Annotated in this window: 14 protein-coding genes; 8 read left to right on the top strand and 6 right to left on the bottom strand. The window is 70.7% G+C overall.

Annotation, left to right across the window (positions count from 1 at the left end; genetic code table 11):
- Both BN1056_RS10165 and BN1056_RS10160 read right to left on the bottom strand, forming a co-directional pair.
- On the bottom strand, positions 1 to 963 hold a 963-nt coding region (locus BN1056_RS10165), incomplete at its 3' end, for a hypothetical protein (protein ID WP_210580904.1).
- 433 nt (positions 964 to 1,396) lie between these two features.
- Positions 1,397 to 2,923 carry a CCA tRNA nucleotidyltransferase gene (locus BN1056_RS10160; RefSeq protein ID WP_210580902.1) on the bottom strand — a complete coding sequence of 509 codons (1,527 nt, stop codon included), beginning with the start codon at positions 2,921 to 2,923 and terminating at the stop codon, positions 1,397 to 1,399.
- Positions 2,924 to 2,989: 66 nt separating this feature from the next.
- Here BN1056_RS10160 and BN1056_RS10155 point away from each other — a divergent pair, with 66 nt between their 5' ends.
- The 8 genes from BN1056_RS10155 (at position 2,990) to BN1056_RS10120 (ending at position 15,156) form a co-directional block, all read left to right on the top strand.
- Complete coding sequence (locus BN1056_RS10155) at positions 2,990 to 3,499, top strand: NUDIX hydrolase (protein WP_073333394.1); 510 nt, start codon at positions 2,990 to 2,992, stop codon at positions 3,497 to 3,499.
- A complete protein-coding gene (locus tag BN1056_RS10150) occupies positions 3,496 to 5,775 on the top strand; it encodes a DUF6049 family protein (protein WP_210580899.1) in 2,280 nt (759 codons plus the stop codon). The genes BN1056_RS10155 and BN1056_RS10150 overlap by 4 nt, the downstream gene beginning before the upstream one ends.
- Positions 5,772 to 9,503, top strand: coding sequence for a lipid II flippase MurJ (locus tag BN1056_RS10145; RefSeq protein WP_210580897.1), 3,732 nt, complete (start codon positions 5,772 to 5,774; stop codon positions 9,501 to 9,503). Before BN1056_RS10150 ends, BN1056_RS10145 begins: the two co-directional genes overlap by 4 nt.
- Positions 9,504 to 9,619: 116 nt before the next feature.
- Entirely contained in the window at positions 9,620 to 10,546 is a 927-nt protein-coding gene (gene trxB / locus BN1056_RS10140) for a thioredoxin-disulfide reductase (RefSeq protein ID WP_210580894.1), read from the top strand.
- Between the two features lie 77 nt (positions 10,547 to 10,623).
- Complete coding sequence (trxA, locus tag BN1056_RS10135; protein WP_210580892.1) at positions 10,624 to 10,950, top strand: thioredoxin; 327 nt, start codon at positions 10,624 to 10,626, stop codon at positions 10,948 to 10,950.
- 93 nt (positions 10,951 to 11,043) lie between these two features.
- On the top strand, positions 11,044 to 12,534 hold the full coding sequence (thrC, locus tag BN1056_RS10130) for a threonine synthase (RefSeq protein WP_210580890.1): 1,491 nt from the start codon (positions 11,044 to 11,046) through the stop codon (positions 12,532 to 12,534).
- A gap of 286 nt (positions 12,535 to 12,820) precedes the next feature.
- Positions 12,821 to 14,128 carry an aminotransferase-like domain-containing protein gene (locus BN1056_RS10125; protein WP_210580888.1) on the top strand — a complete coding sequence of 436 codons (1,308 nt, stop codon included), beginning with the start codon at positions 12,821 to 12,823 and terminating at the stop codon, positions 14,126 to 14,128.
- 59 nt (positions 14,129 to 14,187) lie between these two features.
- Positions 14,188 to 15,156, top strand: coding sequence for a D-alanine--D-alanine ligase family protein (locus BN1056_RS10120; protein WP_210580886.1), 969 nt, complete (start codon positions 14,188 to 14,190; stop codon positions 15,154 to 15,156).
- A 229-nt stretch (positions 15,157 to 15,385) separates the two neighbouring features.
- Here the strand turns inward: BN1056_RS10120 and BN1056_RS10115 are convergent, their stop codons facing one another.
- The 4 genes from BN1056_RS10115 to BN1056_RS10100 form a co-directional block, all read right to left on the bottom strand.
- Positions 15,386 to 16,672: a ParB/RepB/Spo0J family partition protein gene (locus tag BN1056_RS10115; protein WP_210580884.1), complete on the bottom strand. Its 1,287-nt coding sequence runs from the start codon at positions 16,670 to 16,672 to the stop codon at positions 15,386 to 15,388.
- 2 nt (positions 16,673 to 16,674) lie between these two features.
- The gene (locus BN1056_RS10110) at positions 16,675 to 17,586 is read right to left on the bottom strand and encodes a ParA family protein (protein ID WP_210580882.1); all 912 of its coding nucleotides are present in this window, start codon (positions 17,584 to 17,586) and stop codon (positions 16,675 to 16,677) included.
- A gap of 76 nt (positions 17,587 to 17,662) precedes the next feature.
- Positions 17,663 to 18,331, bottom strand: coding sequence for a 16S rRNA (guanine(527)-N(7))-methyltransferase RsmG (rsmG, locus tag BN1056_RS10105; protein ID WP_210580880.1), 669 nt, complete (start codon positions 18,329 to 18,331; stop codon positions 17,663 to 17,665).
- A 4-nt stretch (positions 18,332 to 18,335) separates the two neighbouring features.
- Positions 18,336 to 18,956, bottom strand: a complete 621-nt coding sequence (locus BN1056_RS10100) for a Jag family protein (RefSeq protein WP_210580878.1) — start codon at positions 18,954 to 18,956, stop codon at positions 18,336 to 18,338.
- Positions 18,957 to 18,973 lie beyond the last annotated feature (17 nt).

The following is an 18,973-nucleotide window of genomic DNA, read 5'->3' as shown; positions in this document are numbered from 1 at the left end:
CCGCACCAACCGCTCGGGATCGGCCAACTCCCGCCACTCGAAGCGGTGCACCGCCCACCCGCCACGCCGCAGCACCATCTCCCGCTGCTTCTCCGCGCGCACGTCCGCCGACGTCGCCAGCTTGCCGTAGCCGTCGAACTCCAGGTCCACCATGGCACTGTCCACGGCGACGTCGAGGAAGTACTCGTGCGCATCGTCGCCGATCCAGCGCCGCTGCGTCACCGGTTCGGCCACCCCGGCAACACCGACCGCCCAGCGCAGCACGCTCTCGCCCGGCGACTCCGCGAAGGGATCCGCCAGCGCCACCGCCACCCTGGCACGACGCTTGCCGTGACGGCGCCCCTGGCTCTCCACCATGCGCATCAACCGCTCGCGCGCCGCGTCGATCTCCATCTCCCCGTAGCAGCGTCGGTTGAAGCGGTCGGGACGGCACACCGCCCGCAGCGCGGCGTCCACCACCGGCAACGACTCGCGCACCGGCAGGTCGAAGGCGCAGTCCATGGCGGTGCGCAGCGGCGTCGTCACCCGCAACCCGCCCACGTTGACGACCTCCTCCGGCGCCGGCGCGGTCGTCGAACGCAACAGCGTCACCGACCGACCATGACGTCGGCCCTCCGGCGGCCCGTACCTGACCGTTGGGAAAACGATGGTGCTGCGCGATCGGTTCCCGGGCACCGCCAGGCGGATGCAGGGCTCGGACTCTAAGACAGGCAGCCCCAGCACCACCGCCGCCGCCTCGTGAGTCAGGGCAATTGCCGACGGCGAGGCTCGCAGCGCCGCCTCGCAGCGCGCCAGGGTGACGAGTTCCTTCAGGCGCCAGGTCGGCGTATCCCGGTCGGGAATGAACATGTAGCTGCCATGCGCCACCCGTATGAGATCGCGCCGACCGGCCAGGTCTCCGTTGGAGCGGTCGGCGGTGAACAACATGCGGGGACGTTCCGGCGGGGTCGGGTAGCGCTGCATGTCAGCAGAATCGCCGCGGCCCGACGGCGGCGCCACCGCGCCCCGCGATCTCTGTGGATTGGGGTGTCGCGAACGCCACCTGTGGACGCCGGTGAGATGTCATGACGGCGCTGACCAGGGGGTGGCCCGGTCGAGCGCCACACACACGGCACCAATAGTCAGCCCAGTTGCGGACAAGGGCACTCACAAGCCCGTCTATTACGCCGGTTCGGGGTTAACAACGCCAGTTAACCGTCTGCTGTATACCTCCGAGGCCTTCAGCAGAACGTTAAGTAGCGTTGTTAACGGGGAAGAGGCGTTGCAGACGTCGTTAACGGGGAAGACGTTGCAGACGAAGAGAGCGCACCCTCCAGCTAGTGGATCAGGGCGAGTTGACCAGGGCGATTGCCGACGGCGACACCCGCAGTGTCGGCTCGCCGCGCGCGCCCGCCGCCTACTTCTTGCCGCGCGCCGCCCACCAGGAGTGCAGTGCCTCGCGCGCCAATTCCTCGCCCAGCGGGCCCTTCTCCATGCGCAGGTCCATGAGGAAGCGGTAGGCCTCGCCGACTACCGGCCCGGGCCCGACGCCGAGCTCGGCCATGATCTGCTTGCCGTCCAGGTCCGGGCGGATGGCGGCCAGCTCCTCCTCCTCGCGCAGCTGCGCGATGCGGTCCTCCAAGTCGTCGTAGGCCGCGTCCAGCATGTGCGCCTTGCGCTTGTTGCGGGTGGTCACGTCCGCGCGGGTCAGCCGGTGCAGGCGCTCGAGCAGGGGCCCGGCGTCGGCCACATAGCGGCGCACGGCGGAGTCGGACCAGGCGGCGTCGGCGTAACCGTGGAAGCGCAGGTGCAGCTCCACCAGGCGGGAGACGTCCTTGATGGTCTGCTTGTCGAAGCGCAGGGCGCGCATGCGCTTGGCGGTCATGCGAGCGCCGACGTGGTCATGCCCGTGGAAGGTGACGGTGCCGTCGCGCAGGAAGCGCCGGGTGGCGGGCTTGCCGATGTCGTGGAAGATCGCTGCCAGCCGCAGCACGAGGTCCGGGCCGGGCACGGGCCCGTCCGGCCCGGTCTCCAGGTCGATGGCCTGCTCCAGCACGGTCAGGGTGTGCTCGTAGACGTCCTTGTGGCGCTTGTGCTCGTCGACGGTCTCCTGCAGGGCGGACAGCTCGGGCAGCACCACGTCGGCCACCCCGGTGTGCACCATGAGTTCCAGCCCGCGCCGCGGCCAGGGCGCCAGCAGCAGCCGCTCGAACTCGGCGCGCACCCGCTCGGCGGACACGATCTTCAGGCGTGGCGCCATATCGGTCATGGCGGCCAGCACGTCGGGCTCGACGTCGAAGCCGAGCTGGGCGGCGAAGCGAGCGGCCCGCATGATGCGCAGGGGGTCGTCGTCAAAGGACTGCTCGGCGGACACCGGGGTGCGCAGCACGCCCGCACACAGGTCGTCGAAGCCGCCGTGGGGATCCACGAGCTCCAGCTCGGGCAGACGCAGCGCCATGGCGTTGACGGTGAAGTCGCGGCGTGTGAGGTCGCCGGTGAGGCTGTCACCGTAGGCGACAGCCGGCTTACGGGAGCCGGCCTCGTACTCCTCGGTGCGGTAGGTGGTGACCTCGACGACGTCGTCACCCTTGCGGGCCCCGATGGTGCCGAAGGCCTTGCCGACGTCCCAGCAGGCGTCGCCCCAGGCCTTCATGATCGCCTCGGTCGCCTCCGGGCGGGCGGAGGTGGCGCAGTCCAGGTCGTGCGGGACCACGCCGAGGAAGGCGTCGCGCACGGGGCCGCCGACCAGGGAGAGTTCATGCCCGGCGTCGGCGAAGCGGCGACCCAACTCATGCAGGGAGTCCGGTAGGGCGCGCAGGGCCCGCCGGGCGGTGGGGGTCAGGCCGTCGGCGTCGGGGCGCTCGTCGGGGACGACGGCGCTGCGGGGGCCGCGTCCGGGGCGGGAGGCGGGGGTGTGGGCGGGGGCGGTCGGGCGGTCGGTCATCGGCCTAAGCCTGCCACGCGGAACCCAAGGGAGCCGATCGGGCGGTGAACCGCCTAGAGTGTCCCCATGTCCTCCCACCGCTCTCGTATGCCCCGCGCCGGCACCCGGCCGCGGCGCACGGCCGCACGCTCGCTGCCGGTGGTCGACGAGACGAGCGCCGGCGGACTGATCATCGACGTGCAGGACGGTCGGGCCGTGACCGCTGTGATTGCGCGGCGCAACCGGGGCGGCCGGCTGGAATGGTGCCTACCCAAGGGGCACCTGGAGGGCAACGAGACCGCCGAGCAGGCGGCCGTGCGGGAGATCGCGGAGGAGACCGGCATCACCGGCCGTGTGTTGCGGCACCTGGCCACCGTTGACTACTGGTTCGCCGGTGAGGATCACCGCGTGCACAAGGTCGTCCACCATTTCCTGCTGGAGGCGCTCGGCGGCAGCCTCACCACCGAGAACGATCCCGACCATGAGGCGGAGGACGTCGAGTGGGTGACCCTGGACGACGTCGCCCGCCGCCTGGCCTACCCCAATGAGCGCCGGATCGTCGCCGCCGCCAGGGAGATCCTGGTGGGTGACGGGTGAGCTCCGCCACGCCGCGCCGCTCGGGGGTCGCCCGCGCCGCCCGGCGAGCGCTGACGGTGCTGGCCGCGGTGCTCGTGCTGGTGGGCGCGCTGCCCCTATCCCCGGCGCGCGCCAACGCAGGCACCGCCGGCCCGGCCGCCCGCGACGTCCCGCCCGGGGCGGTTGCCACCACCGTGCTCCCAGCCGACACCGACGACGAGTCCGCCGGACGGGTGACCCTGGCCGTCACCAGCCTGGCGCCGCAGGTGTTGGGCACCGGCGAGGACGTCACGCTGACGGGCACGATTACCAACGGCACCGACCAGACGCTTTCCGGTGCCACGCTGGTGGCGCAGATGCAGTCGCGCACCGAGATGACTACGGACGGCCTGGCCTCCTGGCTCGCCGACGAGCAGGACACGCCGCTGGCGACCATCGCCCTGGAGACCCTCACGGATGACGTGGCACCCGGCGCGGCGGTGGACTTCCGGCTCACCATCAGCGCCGACAACCTGCCGCTGCGCAACACCGAGCAGTGGGGCCCGCGCGGCATACAGGTGGCACTGACCCAGGGTTACACCACGCTCACGCAGGACCGCACCATCGTCCTGTGGAACCCGGGCGTACAGGTAAGCCCCACGCGGGTGATCGCCTTCGTCCCGGTCACGGCCTCGTCGGCCGAGCTGCTGGCACTGACCGCCCCCGCCCCGGGCTCGCTCCCCGACGACGCCGGCCCCCCGACGCCGACCGCGAGCGCTACCGCTTCCGCAACCGCCACCGACTCCGGCACCGACTATGCCGAGACACTCGCGGCGCTGCATGAGCGGGTGCTGGGCCTGCTGGAGCTCGCCGGCGACGGCGTGGTGCTCGCCGTGGACCCGGCCCTGCTCGCCGTCCTCGGCGTGGAATCGACCGCGCCCACCAGCGCCGCCGCCACCGGCTCACCCACCCCGTCGGCCGCCGCCGACGGCGGCCCATCCGAGACGGCCGACGCCACCGACCTCAAGCAGGCGCTCGCCGCCGCGGTCGCTGCCGGAGACGTGGTCGCCCTGCCCTGGGGCGACGCCGACCTGACCGCCCTGGCACACCTGGGCGAGACGGATCTGCTCGCCTCGGCCCTGCAGCGCAGCGCCGACAGTGCGGCGGCGCAGGCCGGTGCCGACACTTCCGTCGCCTGGGCGGCCGGCGCACTGGATGCGACCACGCTCGCGGCTCTGCCCGACTCGGTGACCACCGTCGTCGCCGCCCCCGGCGATGCGCCCGTGGCCGTCGACCTGACCTACACGCCGTCGGGAACCATGACCCTGGATGGGCGCACGGTGCTCATCCCGGAGGCGGGAGTGTCGGCGGCGATCGGCGGCAGCCTGCTCACCGACGAGGGGGACGCGCAGCTGTCCGACCTCGACGCCGTCCAGCTGCTGCGCGGCCAGACCGCCATCGTCACCCGGCAGGCGCCGGCCGTCAGCCGCGACATGGTGGTGGTTGTCCCCCGTGAGGCGGCCGCCGAGCTGGACCCGCAGGTGCTGGCCCAGCGCCTTACCGCCCTGACCAATTCCACGTGGACGCAGCCGCAGAGCCTGCACGCGCTGCTGGAATCGGCCGCCGACTCCGCTCAGTCCGGGGCGGAGGTGGCCCGCGTGCCGCTGCCGGATTCGGCCAGCGGACAGGGCGAGGTGACCGCGATGACCCTGTCGGCGGCACGGGCGGCGGAGGGCCACCTGGATTCGGTCGCCTCGATCCTGGACGACCCCGAACGGGCCCTGGGCATGTCCACCGACGTGGTCGCCCTGGCGGCGTCGGCGTCCTGGCGGGCCGACGAGTCCGCCTGCACCACCATGATCGCCCAGTCCCGTGCCCGCGGGAAGGCGGTCTCCGACGCCCTGGCGGCGGCGCCGTCGAGCACCATCAACCTGATCTCCTCCTCCGCGGACCTGCCGGTGCGCATCGTGTCCACCCTGGACCAAGACGTGACCGTCGAGGTGCACCTGGAGTCCAGTTCCACCCGCCTGCAGACCGATGAGGACGTCACCGTCACCGTGCCGGCGGGCGGGCAGGTGACGGCGAGCGTGCCGGTGACCGCCGTCGGCTCCGGCGACGTCGACCTGACCATCCAGCTGCGCGCGCAGGACGGCACGAATGTCGGCACGCCCTCCACGGTGCACCTGCGCGTGCGTGCCGACTGGGAGAATGTGGGCACGCGCGTACTCGGCGGGATCCTGGTGATCCTGCTAGTCGCCGGGATTATCCGTACCGTGCGCCGGGGGCGCCGCACCGCCACACCCAGGGAGCGTAGATGAAGCAGGACGGGGCCCAGTCCCAGACCGCCGGCCCGGCCACGGAGCAACCCTCCCGGACGGGTAAGCCGGCGCCGTCCATCGCCCGCTCCAGCGCCGTGATGGCGGCGGGTACGCTCACCTCCCGCATCCTCGGCCTGGTGCGCAACGCCCTGCTGGTCACCGCCCTGGGCGCCACCGCCTCGGGTGCGGCCGACGCCTTCAACACCGCCAACACCGTGCCGACCCAGTTGTACAACCTGCTGATCGGCGGGATCCTCAACGCAATCCTGGTGCCGCAGATCGTGCGGGCGCTGCGCCAGCGCAACGGCGAGGAGCTGGTCAACCGGCTGCTGACGGCCGCCTCCATGGTGATCGCGGCCGTCTCCGCGCTGCTGACGGTCGCCGCGCCACTGGTGATCATGCTTTACGCCTCCGGCCTGGGGCGCTGGCAGCCGCTCGCCTTCGCCTTCGCCTTCTGGTGCATGCCGCAGATCTTCTTCTACGGCCTGTACGCCCTGTGGGGGCAGGTGCTCAACGCCCGCTCCAGCTTCGGGCCGTACATGTGGTCACCGGTGGTGAACAACGTCATCTCCATCGCCTCGATCCTGGCCTACCTGCATATCTACGGCGGCTACACCTCCGGGCAGGACCCGGGCATCTGGGACGCGGGCCGTATCGCCCTGATCGGGGCGACGACGACGCTGGGCATCGCCGCGCAGGCACTGATCCTGTACATCCCGCTGGTCCGCTCCGGCTTCCATCCCAGGCTCATCTTCGGCGTGCGCGGCATGGGCCTGGGCAACATGTCCAAGGTGGCGCTGTGGGCGCTGCTGGGCACGGCCATCGTCTCCTTGGGTGACCTGGCCGCCACCAACCTGGGTTCACGGGCGGTCACGGCCGCCGAGTCGCCCGCCTACGCGGACGTGATCGTCCCGTCGACGACCATGTACGCCAACGCCCAGCTGGTGTACATGCTGCCGCAGTCCCTGATCACCACCTCGATCATCACCGCCCTGTTCACCCGCATGAGTGAGAAGGCCGCCGCCGGGGACCGCGCAGGCGTGCGCGACGACCTGTCCCTGGGGCTGCGCTCGATCGCGGTGTTCACGGTGCTGTTCGCCGCGGGTATCGGCACCTTGGCCGCCCCGGCGCTGCAGGTGTTCGTCCCCTCCCTGTCCACGGAGCAGGCCCACGCCTCCGCGCCGATCCTGACGGTGCTGGCCGTCGGCATCGTGGGGCAGGGCGTGTGGTTCACCATGCAGCGGGTCATGCTCGCCTACGCGGACACCAAGCGGCTGCTGATCGCCGACGCGGTGGTGGGCTTGATCCCGGTCCTGATCTGCCTGATGGCCTACCTGCTGGCCCCCGCCAACCACTGGATGGTGTGGGCGGCGGTCGGCTCGGCCACCTGCCAGATCGCCGGATTCCTGGTGCTGGTGCCACTGATCCGCCGCCACCTGCCGGACCTGGACGGGCCGCGGGTGGTGGGCACCTATGTGCGACTGATCGTGGCGGCACTGCCCGCGATCCTCGTCGGGCTGGGGGTGCGCCGCCTACTGGGCTCGGCCGACGGCTCCCTGACCGGAACCCGGCAGGTGGATGCCCTGGTGACCGTGCTGGTGGTCGCCGTCGTCATGACCCTGGTGTACCTGGCCGTGGCCAAGCTGCTGCGGGTGCAGGAACTGGACGTGTTCTTCGGCCCGCTCTCGCGGATCGTGGCGAAGGTCGGCCGGATGCTGCCCGGGCCGGTGGGCCGGGCGGTGGTGCGCATGGGCCGCGCCCTGGCGCCACCGCCGCCGCTGGCCGCGCACGCGCCGGTGGAGCCGACCCCGGTCCTGCCGCCGTCGTTCCCGCCCGCGCCCAGGCCGGCACCGGCGGCCTCGCATATCGGTTTCGCCCCGGCCGCGGTGTGGCCCGCAGATCCGGCTAGACTCGCCTTTAATACGCAGGCACTACCAGTCGTGGGAGGCGGCCTCATGGCGGACGCGACGCCGATCGGCTCCGGCCGGTATGAGCTGCTGTCCACCATGCCGGCCACGCTGCCGCGCATTGTGCGGCACCTGGGCCGGGACACGATCCTGGACCGCCCGGTCACGGTACTCATGCTCACCGACGCCACCCCGCACCGCCGGGACGTGCTGGAAGTGGCGACCCGCGCCGTGCTGGTCGACGACACCCGGATTCAGCGCGTCTACGACGTCGAGGCGGCCACCCCGTCGTTCATTGTCACCGAGCCGATGACGGGCCGGACCTTCTCCGCGCTGGTCAACTCCGGGCTGCGGGCCGACCAGGTGCGCGCCATCGTGGGTGAGGCCGCCCAGGCCCTGGACGCCTGCTCGCGCCGCGGCCTGCACCACCTGAACCTGTCGCCGGAGTCGGTGCGGGTGCGGCCCGACGGCACCGTGCAGGTTTCCGGCATCGGCGTGGAAGCGGCGGTGCTGGGGCTGGAGGGGAGCACGCAGGCCGACCCGCTCGCGGGCGACCGCGCCGACGCCCGTGCCCTGGTCGAGTTGCTGTACTTCGGACTGACCCGGCGCTGGCCGGGCAAGCGCGCCGGCCTGCCCGCCGCCCCCATGGCCGGCGGCGCCCCCGTACCCCCCTCCCAGATCGCGCGCACGCCCGACGACGTCGATGCCGCCCTGGACCGGCTGGTGGCCCGCACCTGGGGTGACGCGGCCGGTGCGCCCACCTCCGCCGCCGAGGTCGCGGGCGCCCTGGCCCCCTGGGACGCCGGCGCGCTTGCCGCACTCGCCGCCCCGACCGCGCCCGGTCCGGCTCCCGAACCACCGGCCGAGCCGGAGTCGGCAGCGGCGTCGGAGTCGGCCGGCGCGCGGACCGGCATGGCCGGCGGGGTGTTGGCGCGGCTACGGCGTCGGTCCAGCGCCCGCCCGGCGGCTTCCGTGGATGAATCCGCGCCGGCCCCCGCCGCAGGCGAGCAGGCCGCCACCCAGCCGGAGCGTGAGCCGACCACGGCTCCGGTAGGCGGCGCGGCTACCGCGGCGCCGACACCGTCCTCCGAGACCGCGGCGCTGCCGCGTCAGGAGTACCTGGAGGCCCTCGACTTCGCCGCGCAGGAGCCGAAAGCGGACTACGAGGAGGACGCGCAGGAACGGGCGGTCAACCGGACCACCACCGCCGTGCTGATCGCCGTAGTGCTGGCGGTGCTGGTTGGCGTGGCCTTCGCCGTGAACAACCTGCTCGGACTGGCCGGCGTGAAGTTCCAGGACGACAACATCCCGGCCGCCAAGACCGTGCCCACCGCCTCGGCCACCCCCACGCCCGAGCCGGAGTCGGAGCCGCAGGAGGAGCAGGCCGAGCCGGCCGCGGCGATCAAGCCCGCCTCCGCCCAGTCCCTCGATCCCTTCGGGGACAACAATGAGCACCCGGAGAACGCGGGCCTGGTCATTGACGGCGCTACCGATCAGGCGTGGTCGTCGCGCTACTACTACGACGCCTCCCTGGCCTGGAAGCAGGGCATCGGGATGGCGGTGACGCTGGAGCAGGAGGCCGAGATCTCCGGCATCGACGTGCAGGGCACCGGCACCGGCGGGAACGTGCAGGTGCGCGCCACCGGCGCCGACGATCCCACCGGGGGGACGCTGCTGGCCGAGGGCGCGTTCACCGAGGGCACCACCTCCTTCGAGTTCGATCCCACCACCACCGGGTCCGTGGTGCTCTGGGTGACCGACCTGCCCGCCGCCGCGGACGGTCAGTTCAAGGTGACCATCTCGGAGATCACCTTCAAGTAGCCGGCCCCGCCGGAACAAAGCGCCCCGCGCCCCGGTTCATCGGGCATCGGGCGGGCGCTGCCCGCAGACGCGGCGGCACCCGGCACATACCAGAAAGACGCAGAATCAGGAGAGTCATGGTCCACGACGTCGTCATTGTCGGCTCCGGCCCCGGCGGTTACACCGCGGCGATCTACGCCGCCCGCGCCCAGCTGCACCCGATCGTCCTCGCCGGCTCCGTCACCGCCGGCGGCGCCCTGATGGACACCACCGAGGTGGAGAACTACCCCGGGTTCCGCGACGGCGTCATGGGCCCGGACCTCATGACGCAGATGCAGGAGCAGGCCGAGCGCTTTGGCGCCGATATCCGCTACGAGGACGTGATTGCCCTCGACCTGACCGGCGACATCAAGCGCATCACCACCGACGACGCCGTCTACGAGGCGCGCACCGTGATCCTGTCCACCGGCTCGGAGTACCGCAAGCTGGGTCTGGCCGACGAGGAGCGCCTGTCCGGGCACGGGGTGTCCTACTGCGCCACCTGCGACGGCTTCTTCTTCAAGGACCGGCCGATCGTGGTGGTCGGCGGCGGCGACTCCGCCATGGAGGAGGCGCTGTTCCTGACCCGCTTCGGCTCCTCGGTGACCGTGGTGCACCGGCGCGACCAGCTGCGCGCGAGCGCGGTCATGGCCCAGCGTGCCCGCGAGAACGAGAAGATCGACTTCGCCTGGAACTCCCGGGTGGTCGGCCTGAATGGGACCGACGGTCTGGAGTCGGTGACCCTGGAGGACACCATCACCGGCGAGCGCCGGGATATTCCGGCCGCGGGCCTGTTCGTGGCCATCGGGCAGATCCCGCGCTCGGAGTTGGTCAAGGGCGTGCTGGAGCTGGATGACGCCGGCTACATCAAGGTCGACTCTCCCTCCCAGCGCACCAACATTCCCGGCGTCTTCGCCTGCGGCGACGTCGCCGACCCGGAGTACCAGCAGGCGGTAACCGCCGCCGGTTCTGGGTGCCGGGCGGCCCTGGACGCGGAGGCCTACTTGGCCGACCTGGACGCCTGAGGCGACGACACACGGTACGCAAGTTCATTCATATCAACTCATACGTATTCAGACTCATTGTTGACTAGGAGTGACCCATGTCTGACACCCTCGCCGTCACCGACGCCACCTTCGAGGCGGAGGTCATGCAGTCCGACGTCCCGGTCGTAATCGACTTCTGGGCCGAGTGGTGCGGGCCGTGCCGGCAGATGGCCCCCATCGTGGACGAGGTGGCCGCCGAGCTGGGCGAGCGGGCCAAGTTCGTCAAGCTGGACGTGGACGCCAATCCGGCCACCACCCGCTCCTTCGGCGTGCGTTCCATCCCGACCTTCGCCGTCGTCTCGGGCGGCGAGGTGGTCCACCAGTTCGCCGGCTCCCGCCCGAAGGCCTCCTTCAAGGCGCAGCTGGAGAAGGTCATCGCCTGAGTCGCCCGGCGGGCCGCCGGGCCCTCCTCCGTCGCCGTCACCCGGTCGCATAGGATGGGCCCCAGTTCACCACGGCGCACGGGAGGGCGGCACATGCACCGGACGCAGGACACGAGTTACATCTCCACCCGGGGCGGCATGGCGCCCACCGGATTCCTTGACGTGCTCCTGTCCGGATTGGCTCCCGACGGCGGCCTCGCCGTCCCCGCGGAGGTCCCGCGGGTATCCGCCGCCACTCTGGAGTCCTGGCGGACACTGACCTACCCGGAGCTCGCCGCCGAGGTCATCGGCCTGTACGCCACCGACATCCCGGCCGCCGATCTGCGGGCGCTGACCGCAGCCGCCTACGGTCCGGAGCGTTTCCCGGCGCCGGTGGTGCCGCTGCGCCCGCTCGACGCCGTCGCTCCCGGGCTCGCCCTCGTGGGACTGTCCGAGGGACCGACCATGGCGTTCAAGGACCTCGCCATGCAGTTCCTCGGGCAGGCCATCCCGTACCAGCTGGCCCGCGAGGGACGCGTGCTCAACATCCTCGGTGCCACCAGCGGGGACACCGGCTCGGCCGCCGAGCACGCCTTCCGCGGCCGCGACGCCGTCAGCGTCTTCATGCTCTCACCGCAGGGCCGCATGAGCGATGTGCAGCGCGCGCAGATGTACTCGCTGGCCGACGCGAACATTCACAACATCGCCGTCGATGGGGTCTTTGACGACTGCCAGAACCTGGTGAAGGCGATCAACGGCGACGCCGCCTTCAAGGCCGAATACGCCATCGGCGCGGTCAACTCCATTAACTTCGGGCGCATCGCCGCCCAGGTCGTCTACTACGTGTGGGCCTGGCTGCGCGCCTCGGACGGCGTCGCGGAGGGCCTCGCCGGGGCGGCAGCGGGAGCCGGGGTTGGTGAGCCGACCGGCGAGCGCACCTTCCGCGTGGACGTGACCGTGCCCAGCGGCAACTTCGGCAATATCTACGCCGGTCATCTCGCCCGCACCATGGGGGTGCCGATCCGCCGGTTGATCCTGGCCACGAATGAGAACAACGTGCTGGATGAGTTCTTCTCCACCGGTGTCTATCGGCCCCGCTCGAGTGCACAGACCCTGGCCACCTCCAGTCCGTCCATGGACATCTCCAAGGCCTCCAACCTCGAGCGCTTCATCTGGACTCTGCTCGGTGCCGAGGAGTTCCACTCCCGCTGGCCCGAGCTGGAGCGCACCGGGGTGCTGGACCTCTCCGATCAGCTGGCACGGATGCGCGATGAGTTCGGCTTCGTCTCCGGCACCTCCACTCATGCCGACCGGCTCGCCGTGATCCGGCGCGTGCACGAGGCCACCGGTGCGCCCATCGACCCGCACACCGCCGACGGCGTGACCGTGGCCCTGCGGTTGATGGAAGCCGAGGTTCCGACCCTCGTGCTGGAGACCGCCCGGCCGGAGAAGTTCCCGGAGACCGTCGCCGAGGCGCTCGGCGCCCCGCAGCCCGTGCCCGCGACGATTCAGCGTCTTCTCGACGCCGAGCAGCACGTGGTGAGCATCCCCTGCGACGAGTCGCGGCTGCGGGCGCTTATCGCCACCGACGCGCTGCGTCCCTGAAGGCGGGCCGCCAAGCCGACGACGCCGGCATGTTTCACGTGAAACACTCGCGTCGGCCGTTGATGTTTCACGTGAAACATCAACGTGCGTACCGCACATGCTGCGTCATTGGCAGCGACTCACTCAGCCCTCACATTCACCCGCGGTGGCCGCGCCGACGGCGGCCTCACTCACCGCCGCAGCGAATTCCCCGGTCGCGTGATGTTTCACGTGAAACATCGCCGCCAAGCCCAAGCGTGGCAGACTGTCCTCTGACGAAGCACCACCCGCCGGGAGGGATTACCACGTGAACGAGACGAACCCACAACGAGGCAACCGGCTGGACCCCTGGCTCGACTCCTACGCCACGCGAGCGTACGGCCTCCGCGAGTCCGAGACTCGCTCCCTGTTCGCCGTCGCCTCCCGGCCCGAAGTCGTCTCCCTCGCCGGCGGCATGCCCAACCTGAAGGACCTACCGCTCGACGAGTTGGCCGAGGCGACGGCCCGCATGATCCGCAAGAACGGCGGTCGCGCGCTCCAGTACGGCAACGGACAGGGACTGCCGCGACTGCGCGAGCAGATCCCCGAAGTCATGGCGCTGGAGGGGATCGACGCCGACCCCGAGGACGTCGTCATCACCACCGGCTCCCAGCAGGCGGTGGACATCGTCACCGAGCTGTTCATCGACCCCGGCGACGTGATCCTCACCGAGGCGCCCACATACGTGGGCTCATTGTCCATCTTCTCCACCTACCAGGCCGACGTCCAACAGGCGCCCATAGACGCCGACGGCGTCATTCCCGAAGCGCTCGAGCAAACCATTACCGACCTGGAGCGGCAGGGCCGGAACGTCAAGTTCTTCTACTGCCTGCCCAACTTCCACAACCCGGCCGGCGTCAGCCTCTCGGAGGAGCGGCGCCCGCAGGTCATCGAGATCTGCCGCCGCCACCACATCCTCATCATCGAGGACAACCCCTACGGCCTGCTCGACTTCCAGGGCCGCACGCACACCGCGCTGAAGACCCTGGCGCCCGACGACGTCGTCTACCTCGGATCCTTCTCAAAGATCTTCGCACCCGGTTACCGCGTCGGGTGGGCCGTGGCGCCGCCGGCGGTGCGGGAGAAGATGAAGCTGGCTTCCGAGGCCGCCATCCTGTGTCCGAGCTCGGTGGGCCAGTTCTCGATCTCCAACTACCTGGACAACTTCGACTGGCGCGGTCAGATCCAAGACTTCCGCACCATGTACCGCAGGCGCCGCGACGCCATGGTGGACGCTCTTTCCGAGTTCATGCCCATGTGCACGTGGAACGTGCCCGAGGGCGGCTTCTACGTCTGGGTCGGGCTGCCCGATGGCCTCGACGCCAAGGAGATGCTGCCGCGGGCCGTCACCAACCTCGTCGCCTACGTCTCCGGCACCGCCTTCTACGCGGGCGGCCGCGCAGGCCGCGACCACATGCGTCTGTCCTTCTGCTATCCGGAGCCCGTCGACATCCGCGAGGGAGTGCGGCGCCTGTCCGAAGTCGTCGCACACGACCTGGAACTGGTCAACCTGTTCGGACCCGCCTGCCAGCGGCCTTCGGGCGGCGTCTCCGCGCCCTCACCGGACCAGGTCTGACCCATAACCCGCACCGACGCACCTACATTGAATCGACCTTGAACAACGAGGAGCCGTCCATGTCCGACACCGCCGAAACCAACCCCGACGCGCCGCTGCGCATAGCCGTACTTGCAGGCGGCCTCAGCCACGAACGCGACGTGTCGCTGCGCTCCGGGCACCGCGTCGCCAGCGTCCTGAAGCACCTGGGCCACAACGTGCTGGTCATGGACGTGGACGCGCGCACCATCGCCTCTCTGAAGGCGTTCAGCCCCGACGTCGTGTGGCCGCTGGTGCACGGCGGTCACGGCGAGGACGGCGGGCTGCAGAACGTGTTGATCGCCCTCGACCTGCCGTATGTGGGCACGCACTCCGACGGCTGCCAGCGCGCATCCTTCAAGCCGACCGCCAAGGCGTCCGTGCGCGCCGCCGGCGTCCTCACACCGGACTCGGTGACGCTGCCCAAGGCCTACTTCAGCCAGCTGGGCGCGCAGGAGGTGCTCGGCGTCGTCGCCGGTCATCTGGGCCTGCCCGTGGTGGTCAAGCCCAACCAGGGCGGCTCCGGGCTCGGCGTCTCCTACGCCGAGAACGCCGACGAACTGCGCACCGCGATGGTCTCCTGCTTCGCCTACGACGAGCGTGCGCTGATCGAGAAGTACGTCGAAGGCACCGAGCTCGCGGTGTCCGTGGTGGACACGGGCGAAGGCCCGCGCGCACTGCCCGCGGTCGAGGTCGTCTCCCAGGGCCGCTACGACTTCGACGCCCGCTACAACCCCGGCCGCTCGGAGTACTTCGTCCCGGCCCGCGTCGACGATTCGGTGCAGGCGCGCGCCCAGGAGATGGCCGTAACCGTGCACCGCGCGCTCGGACTCGGCAACCTCTCGCGCACCGATCTGATCGTCGACGCCGAGGGCCAGCCCTGGTTCATCGACGCCAACGTCATCCCCGGCATGACCGAGGTCTCCTTGTTCCCGATGGCCGCGCAGGCCGCCGGCGACCTGCCGAAGCTGTACGACGAGATCGTGCGCCATCCGGCGGTGCGCCCCTGACCGACCGGCATCCTCGAGCCGAGAGGGCCGCGATGTTTCACGTGAAACATCGCGGCCCTCTCGCCTTCATCTGATAACCGCTTCCGGTCCGGGCCGGGCACCGCACGCCATCAGCTCATTCGATCCCGCCGACGCGCATCTCCATGGCGCAGCCGACTCGGTCCGATTCGACTCACGCGCACGAGTCGTCTCAAGGCCCTTGAGTCCCGTGGCTGGATGAGCGATTTTGTCAGCCCTCGTCCAGCGAGGTTCCCGGCGCCAGCGCCTCCACGATCCGCGCCAGATCCTCATCCCCGGCGAACTCGATGGTGATGCGGCCCTTCTTGGCGCCCCGGGTGACCTTGACGCGCGTGTCGAAGGCATCGGAAAGGCGCGTGGACAGGGCCGGCAGGGGGGTGTTGCGCGAGTGCCCCACCGTCTTCGCACCGGGATGCGCCTCGGCCGGCTCTCCGTACACGGCCACGATCTCCTCCGTGGCGCGTACCGACAGCCCCTCGGCGACCACTCGCTGCGCCACGCGCTCCATGGCGGCGGCGTCGGGCAGGCCCAGCAGGGCGCGCGCATGGCCGGCGGACAGCACCTCCGCAGCCACCCGCCGCTGCACCAGCGGCGGCAGCTTCATCAGCCGCAGGGTGTTGGAGATCTGGGAGCGGGACCGGGCGATCTTCTCGGACAGTTCCGCCTGGGTGCAGTCGAAGTCCTCCAGCAGCTGCTGGTAGGCGGCCGCCTCCTCGAGCGGGTTCAGCTGCACCCGGTGCAGGTTCTCCAGCAGCGCGTCGCGCAGCAGTTCCTCGTCCGCGGTGTAACGCACCACCGCCGGGATCGTCTCCATCCCGGCCGCCTTCGCAGCGCGCAGGCGGCGTTCACCCATCACCAGCTCGTAGGCGGCGTCCTCCGCCGCGTCCGCGCTCTCGGAGCCGACGGAGCCGTCCACTGGCGCGTCCACACGGCGCACCACGATGGGCTGGAGCAGGCCGACCTCCCTGATGGAGTCGGCGAGCTCCGCAATGTCGTCCTCGTCGAAGACCTGCCGCGGCTGACGCCGGTTCGGCACGATCGCTGCAACCGGCAGTTCGGCGAAGGTCGCTCCCGGCACGGGCACCAGCTCGACGTCGGCCTCTGTGTCAGCGCCGGCGGCCGATGTTTCACGTGAAACATCGACGGTGCTCGCCGCGGCCGCCTCGGTCAGACCGGCCGATTCCGCCGGGCCCTGGTCGGTGCCCGGGGAGCCGGCGGCGGCGATCCGGGCACTATCCGCCGCGCCAGGGCTTGCCGCCGTCCGAAGACGTGATCCGGCGCCGCGCCCGCCCCGCCGGGAGCGCTTGGAGGGGGCGAGCAGGGTGGCGGCGATGTCATCCGCGTGGCGCGCCGTTTCGGGCTCGGTCCCCACGGCTGCATCGGCGCTGCGGCTTTCGGGGAAGAAGACGTCGGAGGGGCGGCGGCTGGGGTTCTCCACCTGGGCGTCGGGAATGAGTGCCTGCAGCCCGCGTCCCAGGCCGCGCTTCTTCTGAGCCATCGTCATGCCTCCGTGGGTTCGTCCTGCCGAGCCTGCTCAACACCGCGCGCGGCGATCTCCATCGCGAGCTTCTTGTAGGCGACGGCGCCGCTCGAGCGGGGATCCCAGAATACGACCGGGGAACCGAAGGATGGCGCCTCCGCCACGCGCACGGAACGGGGTATGCGAGTTGTGAGCGTGGCCGCCGGGAAGTAGGTGCGTACTTCCGCCTCCACCTCCTTGGCCAAGGTGGTGCGCGCGTCAAACATGGTCAGGGCGATCATGGAGACGCTCAGGTCAGGGTTGTGAATCTGGGCGATGCGATCCACCGAGCGCGTCAGCAGCGCCAATCCCTCGAGTGCGTAGTACTCGGCCTGCATGGGGATGAGCACCTCCCCGGCGGCCACGAAGGCGTTGATCGTCATGATGCCGAGGCTGGGCGGGCAGTCGATGAGTACGTAATCCATGCGAGGCAGCCCCTGCGCCTCACGGTCCCGCAGGAACTCCTCCAGCGCCAGCCGCATGCGTGATTCACGCTGCGAAGAGTTGATCAACTCGATCTCCACTGCGGCGACGTCGAGCGTCGAGGGCACGCACCACAGGGTCTCGGCGAAGCGGGTGCGCACCGCCACGTCCTGGATGCGGGCGCCCTCCACCAGCACGTCGTAGATCGAGGCCTGATCCTCGTCGTGCTCGACCCCGAGCGCCGTCGAGGCGTTGCCCTGCGAGTCTGCGTCCACCACCAGCACCTGCAGCCCGGCCTCGGCCAGTGCGGCCGCAACATTGACCACGGTGGAGGTCTTGCCCACGCCGCCCTTCTGGTTGGCGACGGCGATGATGCGGGTGTGCTCGGGCCGGGGGAATCCGCCCTCGGCGACTTCATCCAGGGCTGAGCGGTCAGCGCGGAGCTGATCGAAGATGGACGATCCTGACAATCTGCTTCTCCTACGGCGTCCGGTTGGCGTACGCCTTTCGGCGCTTCAGTCTACGTGAGCGGCCGCCGCCGATCGGTCAGCGCGAGGCGGGCCGTCGAACCTCAACGACCTTGGTGACCTCCTCGCCGGGGGTGACCACCTCGTGGATGACGGCCGGCTCGAGACGTGCCCGCTTGATCACATACTTGGCGTCCGCCACCTCGGCCTCCGCCCGCGCGCCCTTGAGTGCAAGCAGGCTGGCGCCCGGCCGCAGCAGAGGTGAGGTCAGCCTTACCAACTTTGAGAGGTTCGCCACTGCGCGTGCGGTGACGGCGTCGTACTTGGCGCGCAACTCCTCCGCCCGCGCGCGCTGGACGGTGACATTGTCCAGGTCGAGCTGCGCGACGACGTCGTCGAGCCACTGAGTACGCCGCTCCATGGACTCCACCAGCACCACATCGAGGTCCGGCCGCAGCAGGGCGACGACGATGCCGGGAAAGCCGGCGCCGGAACCGATGTCCGCCACCCTGCCATGGTCGGGCAGGAACGGGACCACGGCGGCGGAGTTGACGATGTGCCTGGTCCACAGGCGCGGCAGCTCGCGCGGCCCCACCAGCCCGCGCAGCTCACCCTCCTCGGCGAGCATGAGGGCGAAGTGTTCGGCCGCGCTGAAGGCGGGGCCGAACATCGCCCGCATCTCCGCGGTCGGCTGCTCCACCACCACCGGCTCGTCGGACTGCGGGGCGGCGGGGTCGGGCGTCGTCATCGGCTCAGGCCTGCTCGTCGGCGGTCGGCTCGTCGGCGGCGCCCGCATCCGGCGCGCTCTGTTCCACCTCATCCGAGCCGTCGACCTCATCGACGTCCTCCGGCTCGTCGTCGGGGAGCATGACCACCACGTGCCGGTGCGGCTCGGTGCCCTCGGACTCGGAGAACAGGCCGGCCGCGGCGACGACGTCGTGGCAGACCTTCCGCTCAAAGGGGTTCATGGGCTCCAGCGCCACCGGCTCGCCGGTCGCCTTGACCTTGTTGACCGCCTCGGCGGCAACCTTGGTCAGCTCGGCACGGCGCGCCGCACGGTAGCCGTTGATGTCCAGCATCAGCCGGGAACGATTGCCGGTGCGCGCCTGGACGGCCAGGCGGGTAAGCTCCTGGATCGCCTCCAGGACCTCGCCGTCGCGGCCGACCAGGTCGGCCAACTCGCGCTCGTCGCCCGCCTCGGAGGCGATGATCGCCACCGAGGCCCGGCCGTGGTCGACGTCGATGTCGATGTCGCCGCCGAGGTCGACGATGTCGAGGAACTCCTCCAGGTAGTCGGCGCCGATCTCGCCCTCCTCCTCGAGGTCCTTGACGCTGCTGGCCTGGTGCTTGGGGTGCTGTGCGTGCTCACTCATGGGACTGTCTGCTTCGC

The sequence above is a fragment of the Actinomyces succiniciruminis genome (assembly GCF_900002405.1).
Lineage (GTDB): Bacteria > Actinomycetota > Actinomycetes > Actinomycetales > Actinomycetaceae > Actinomyces > Actinomyces succiniciruminis.
The sequence above is the reverse complement of the archived record's forward strand: the minus strand, read 5'-3'. Positions and strand labels throughout refer to the sequence as shown.

Bases quoted from the DNA above. Each gene is read 5' to 3' on its own strand.
- BN1056_RS10160 (WP_210580902.1), bottom strand. From the start codon at position 2,923: ATGACCGACCGCCCGACCGCCCCCGCCCACACCCCCGCCTCCCGCCCC.
- BN1056_RS10155 (WP_073333394.1), top strand. From the start codon at position 2,990: ATGTCCTCCCACCGCTCTCGTATGCCCCGCGCCGGCACCCGGCCGCGG.
- BN1056_RS10145 (WP_210580897.1), top strand. From the start codon at position 5,772: ATGAAGCAGGACGGGGCCCAGTCCCAGACCGCCGGCCCGGCCACGGAG.
- trxB (WP_210580894.1), top strand. From the start codon at position 9,620: ATGGTCCACGACGTCGTCATTGTCGGCTCCGGCCCCGGCGGTTACACC.
- trxA (WP_210580892.1), top strand. From the start codon at position 10,624: ATGTCTGACACCCTCGCCGTCACCGACGCCACCTTCGAGGCGGAGGTC.
- thrC (WP_210580890.1), top strand. From the start codon at position 11,044: ATGCACCGGACGCAGGACACGAGTTACATCTCCACCCGGGGCGGCATG.
- BN1056_RS10120 (WP_210580886.1), top strand. From the start codon at position 14,188: ATGTCCGACACCGCCGAAACCAACCCCGACGCGCCGCTGCGCATAGCC.
- BN1056_RS10115 (WP_210580884.1), bottom strand. From the start codon at position 16,672: ATGGCTCAGAAGAAGCGCGGCCTGGGACGCGGGCTGCAGGCACTCATT.
- rsmG (WP_210580880.1), bottom strand. From the start codon at position 18,331: ATGACGACGCCCGACCCCGCCGCCCCGCAGTCCGACGAGCCGGTGGTG.
- BN1056_RS10100 (WP_210580878.1), bottom strand. From the start codon at position 18,956: ATGAGTGAGCACGCACAGCACCCCAAGCACCAGGCCAGCAGCGTCAAG.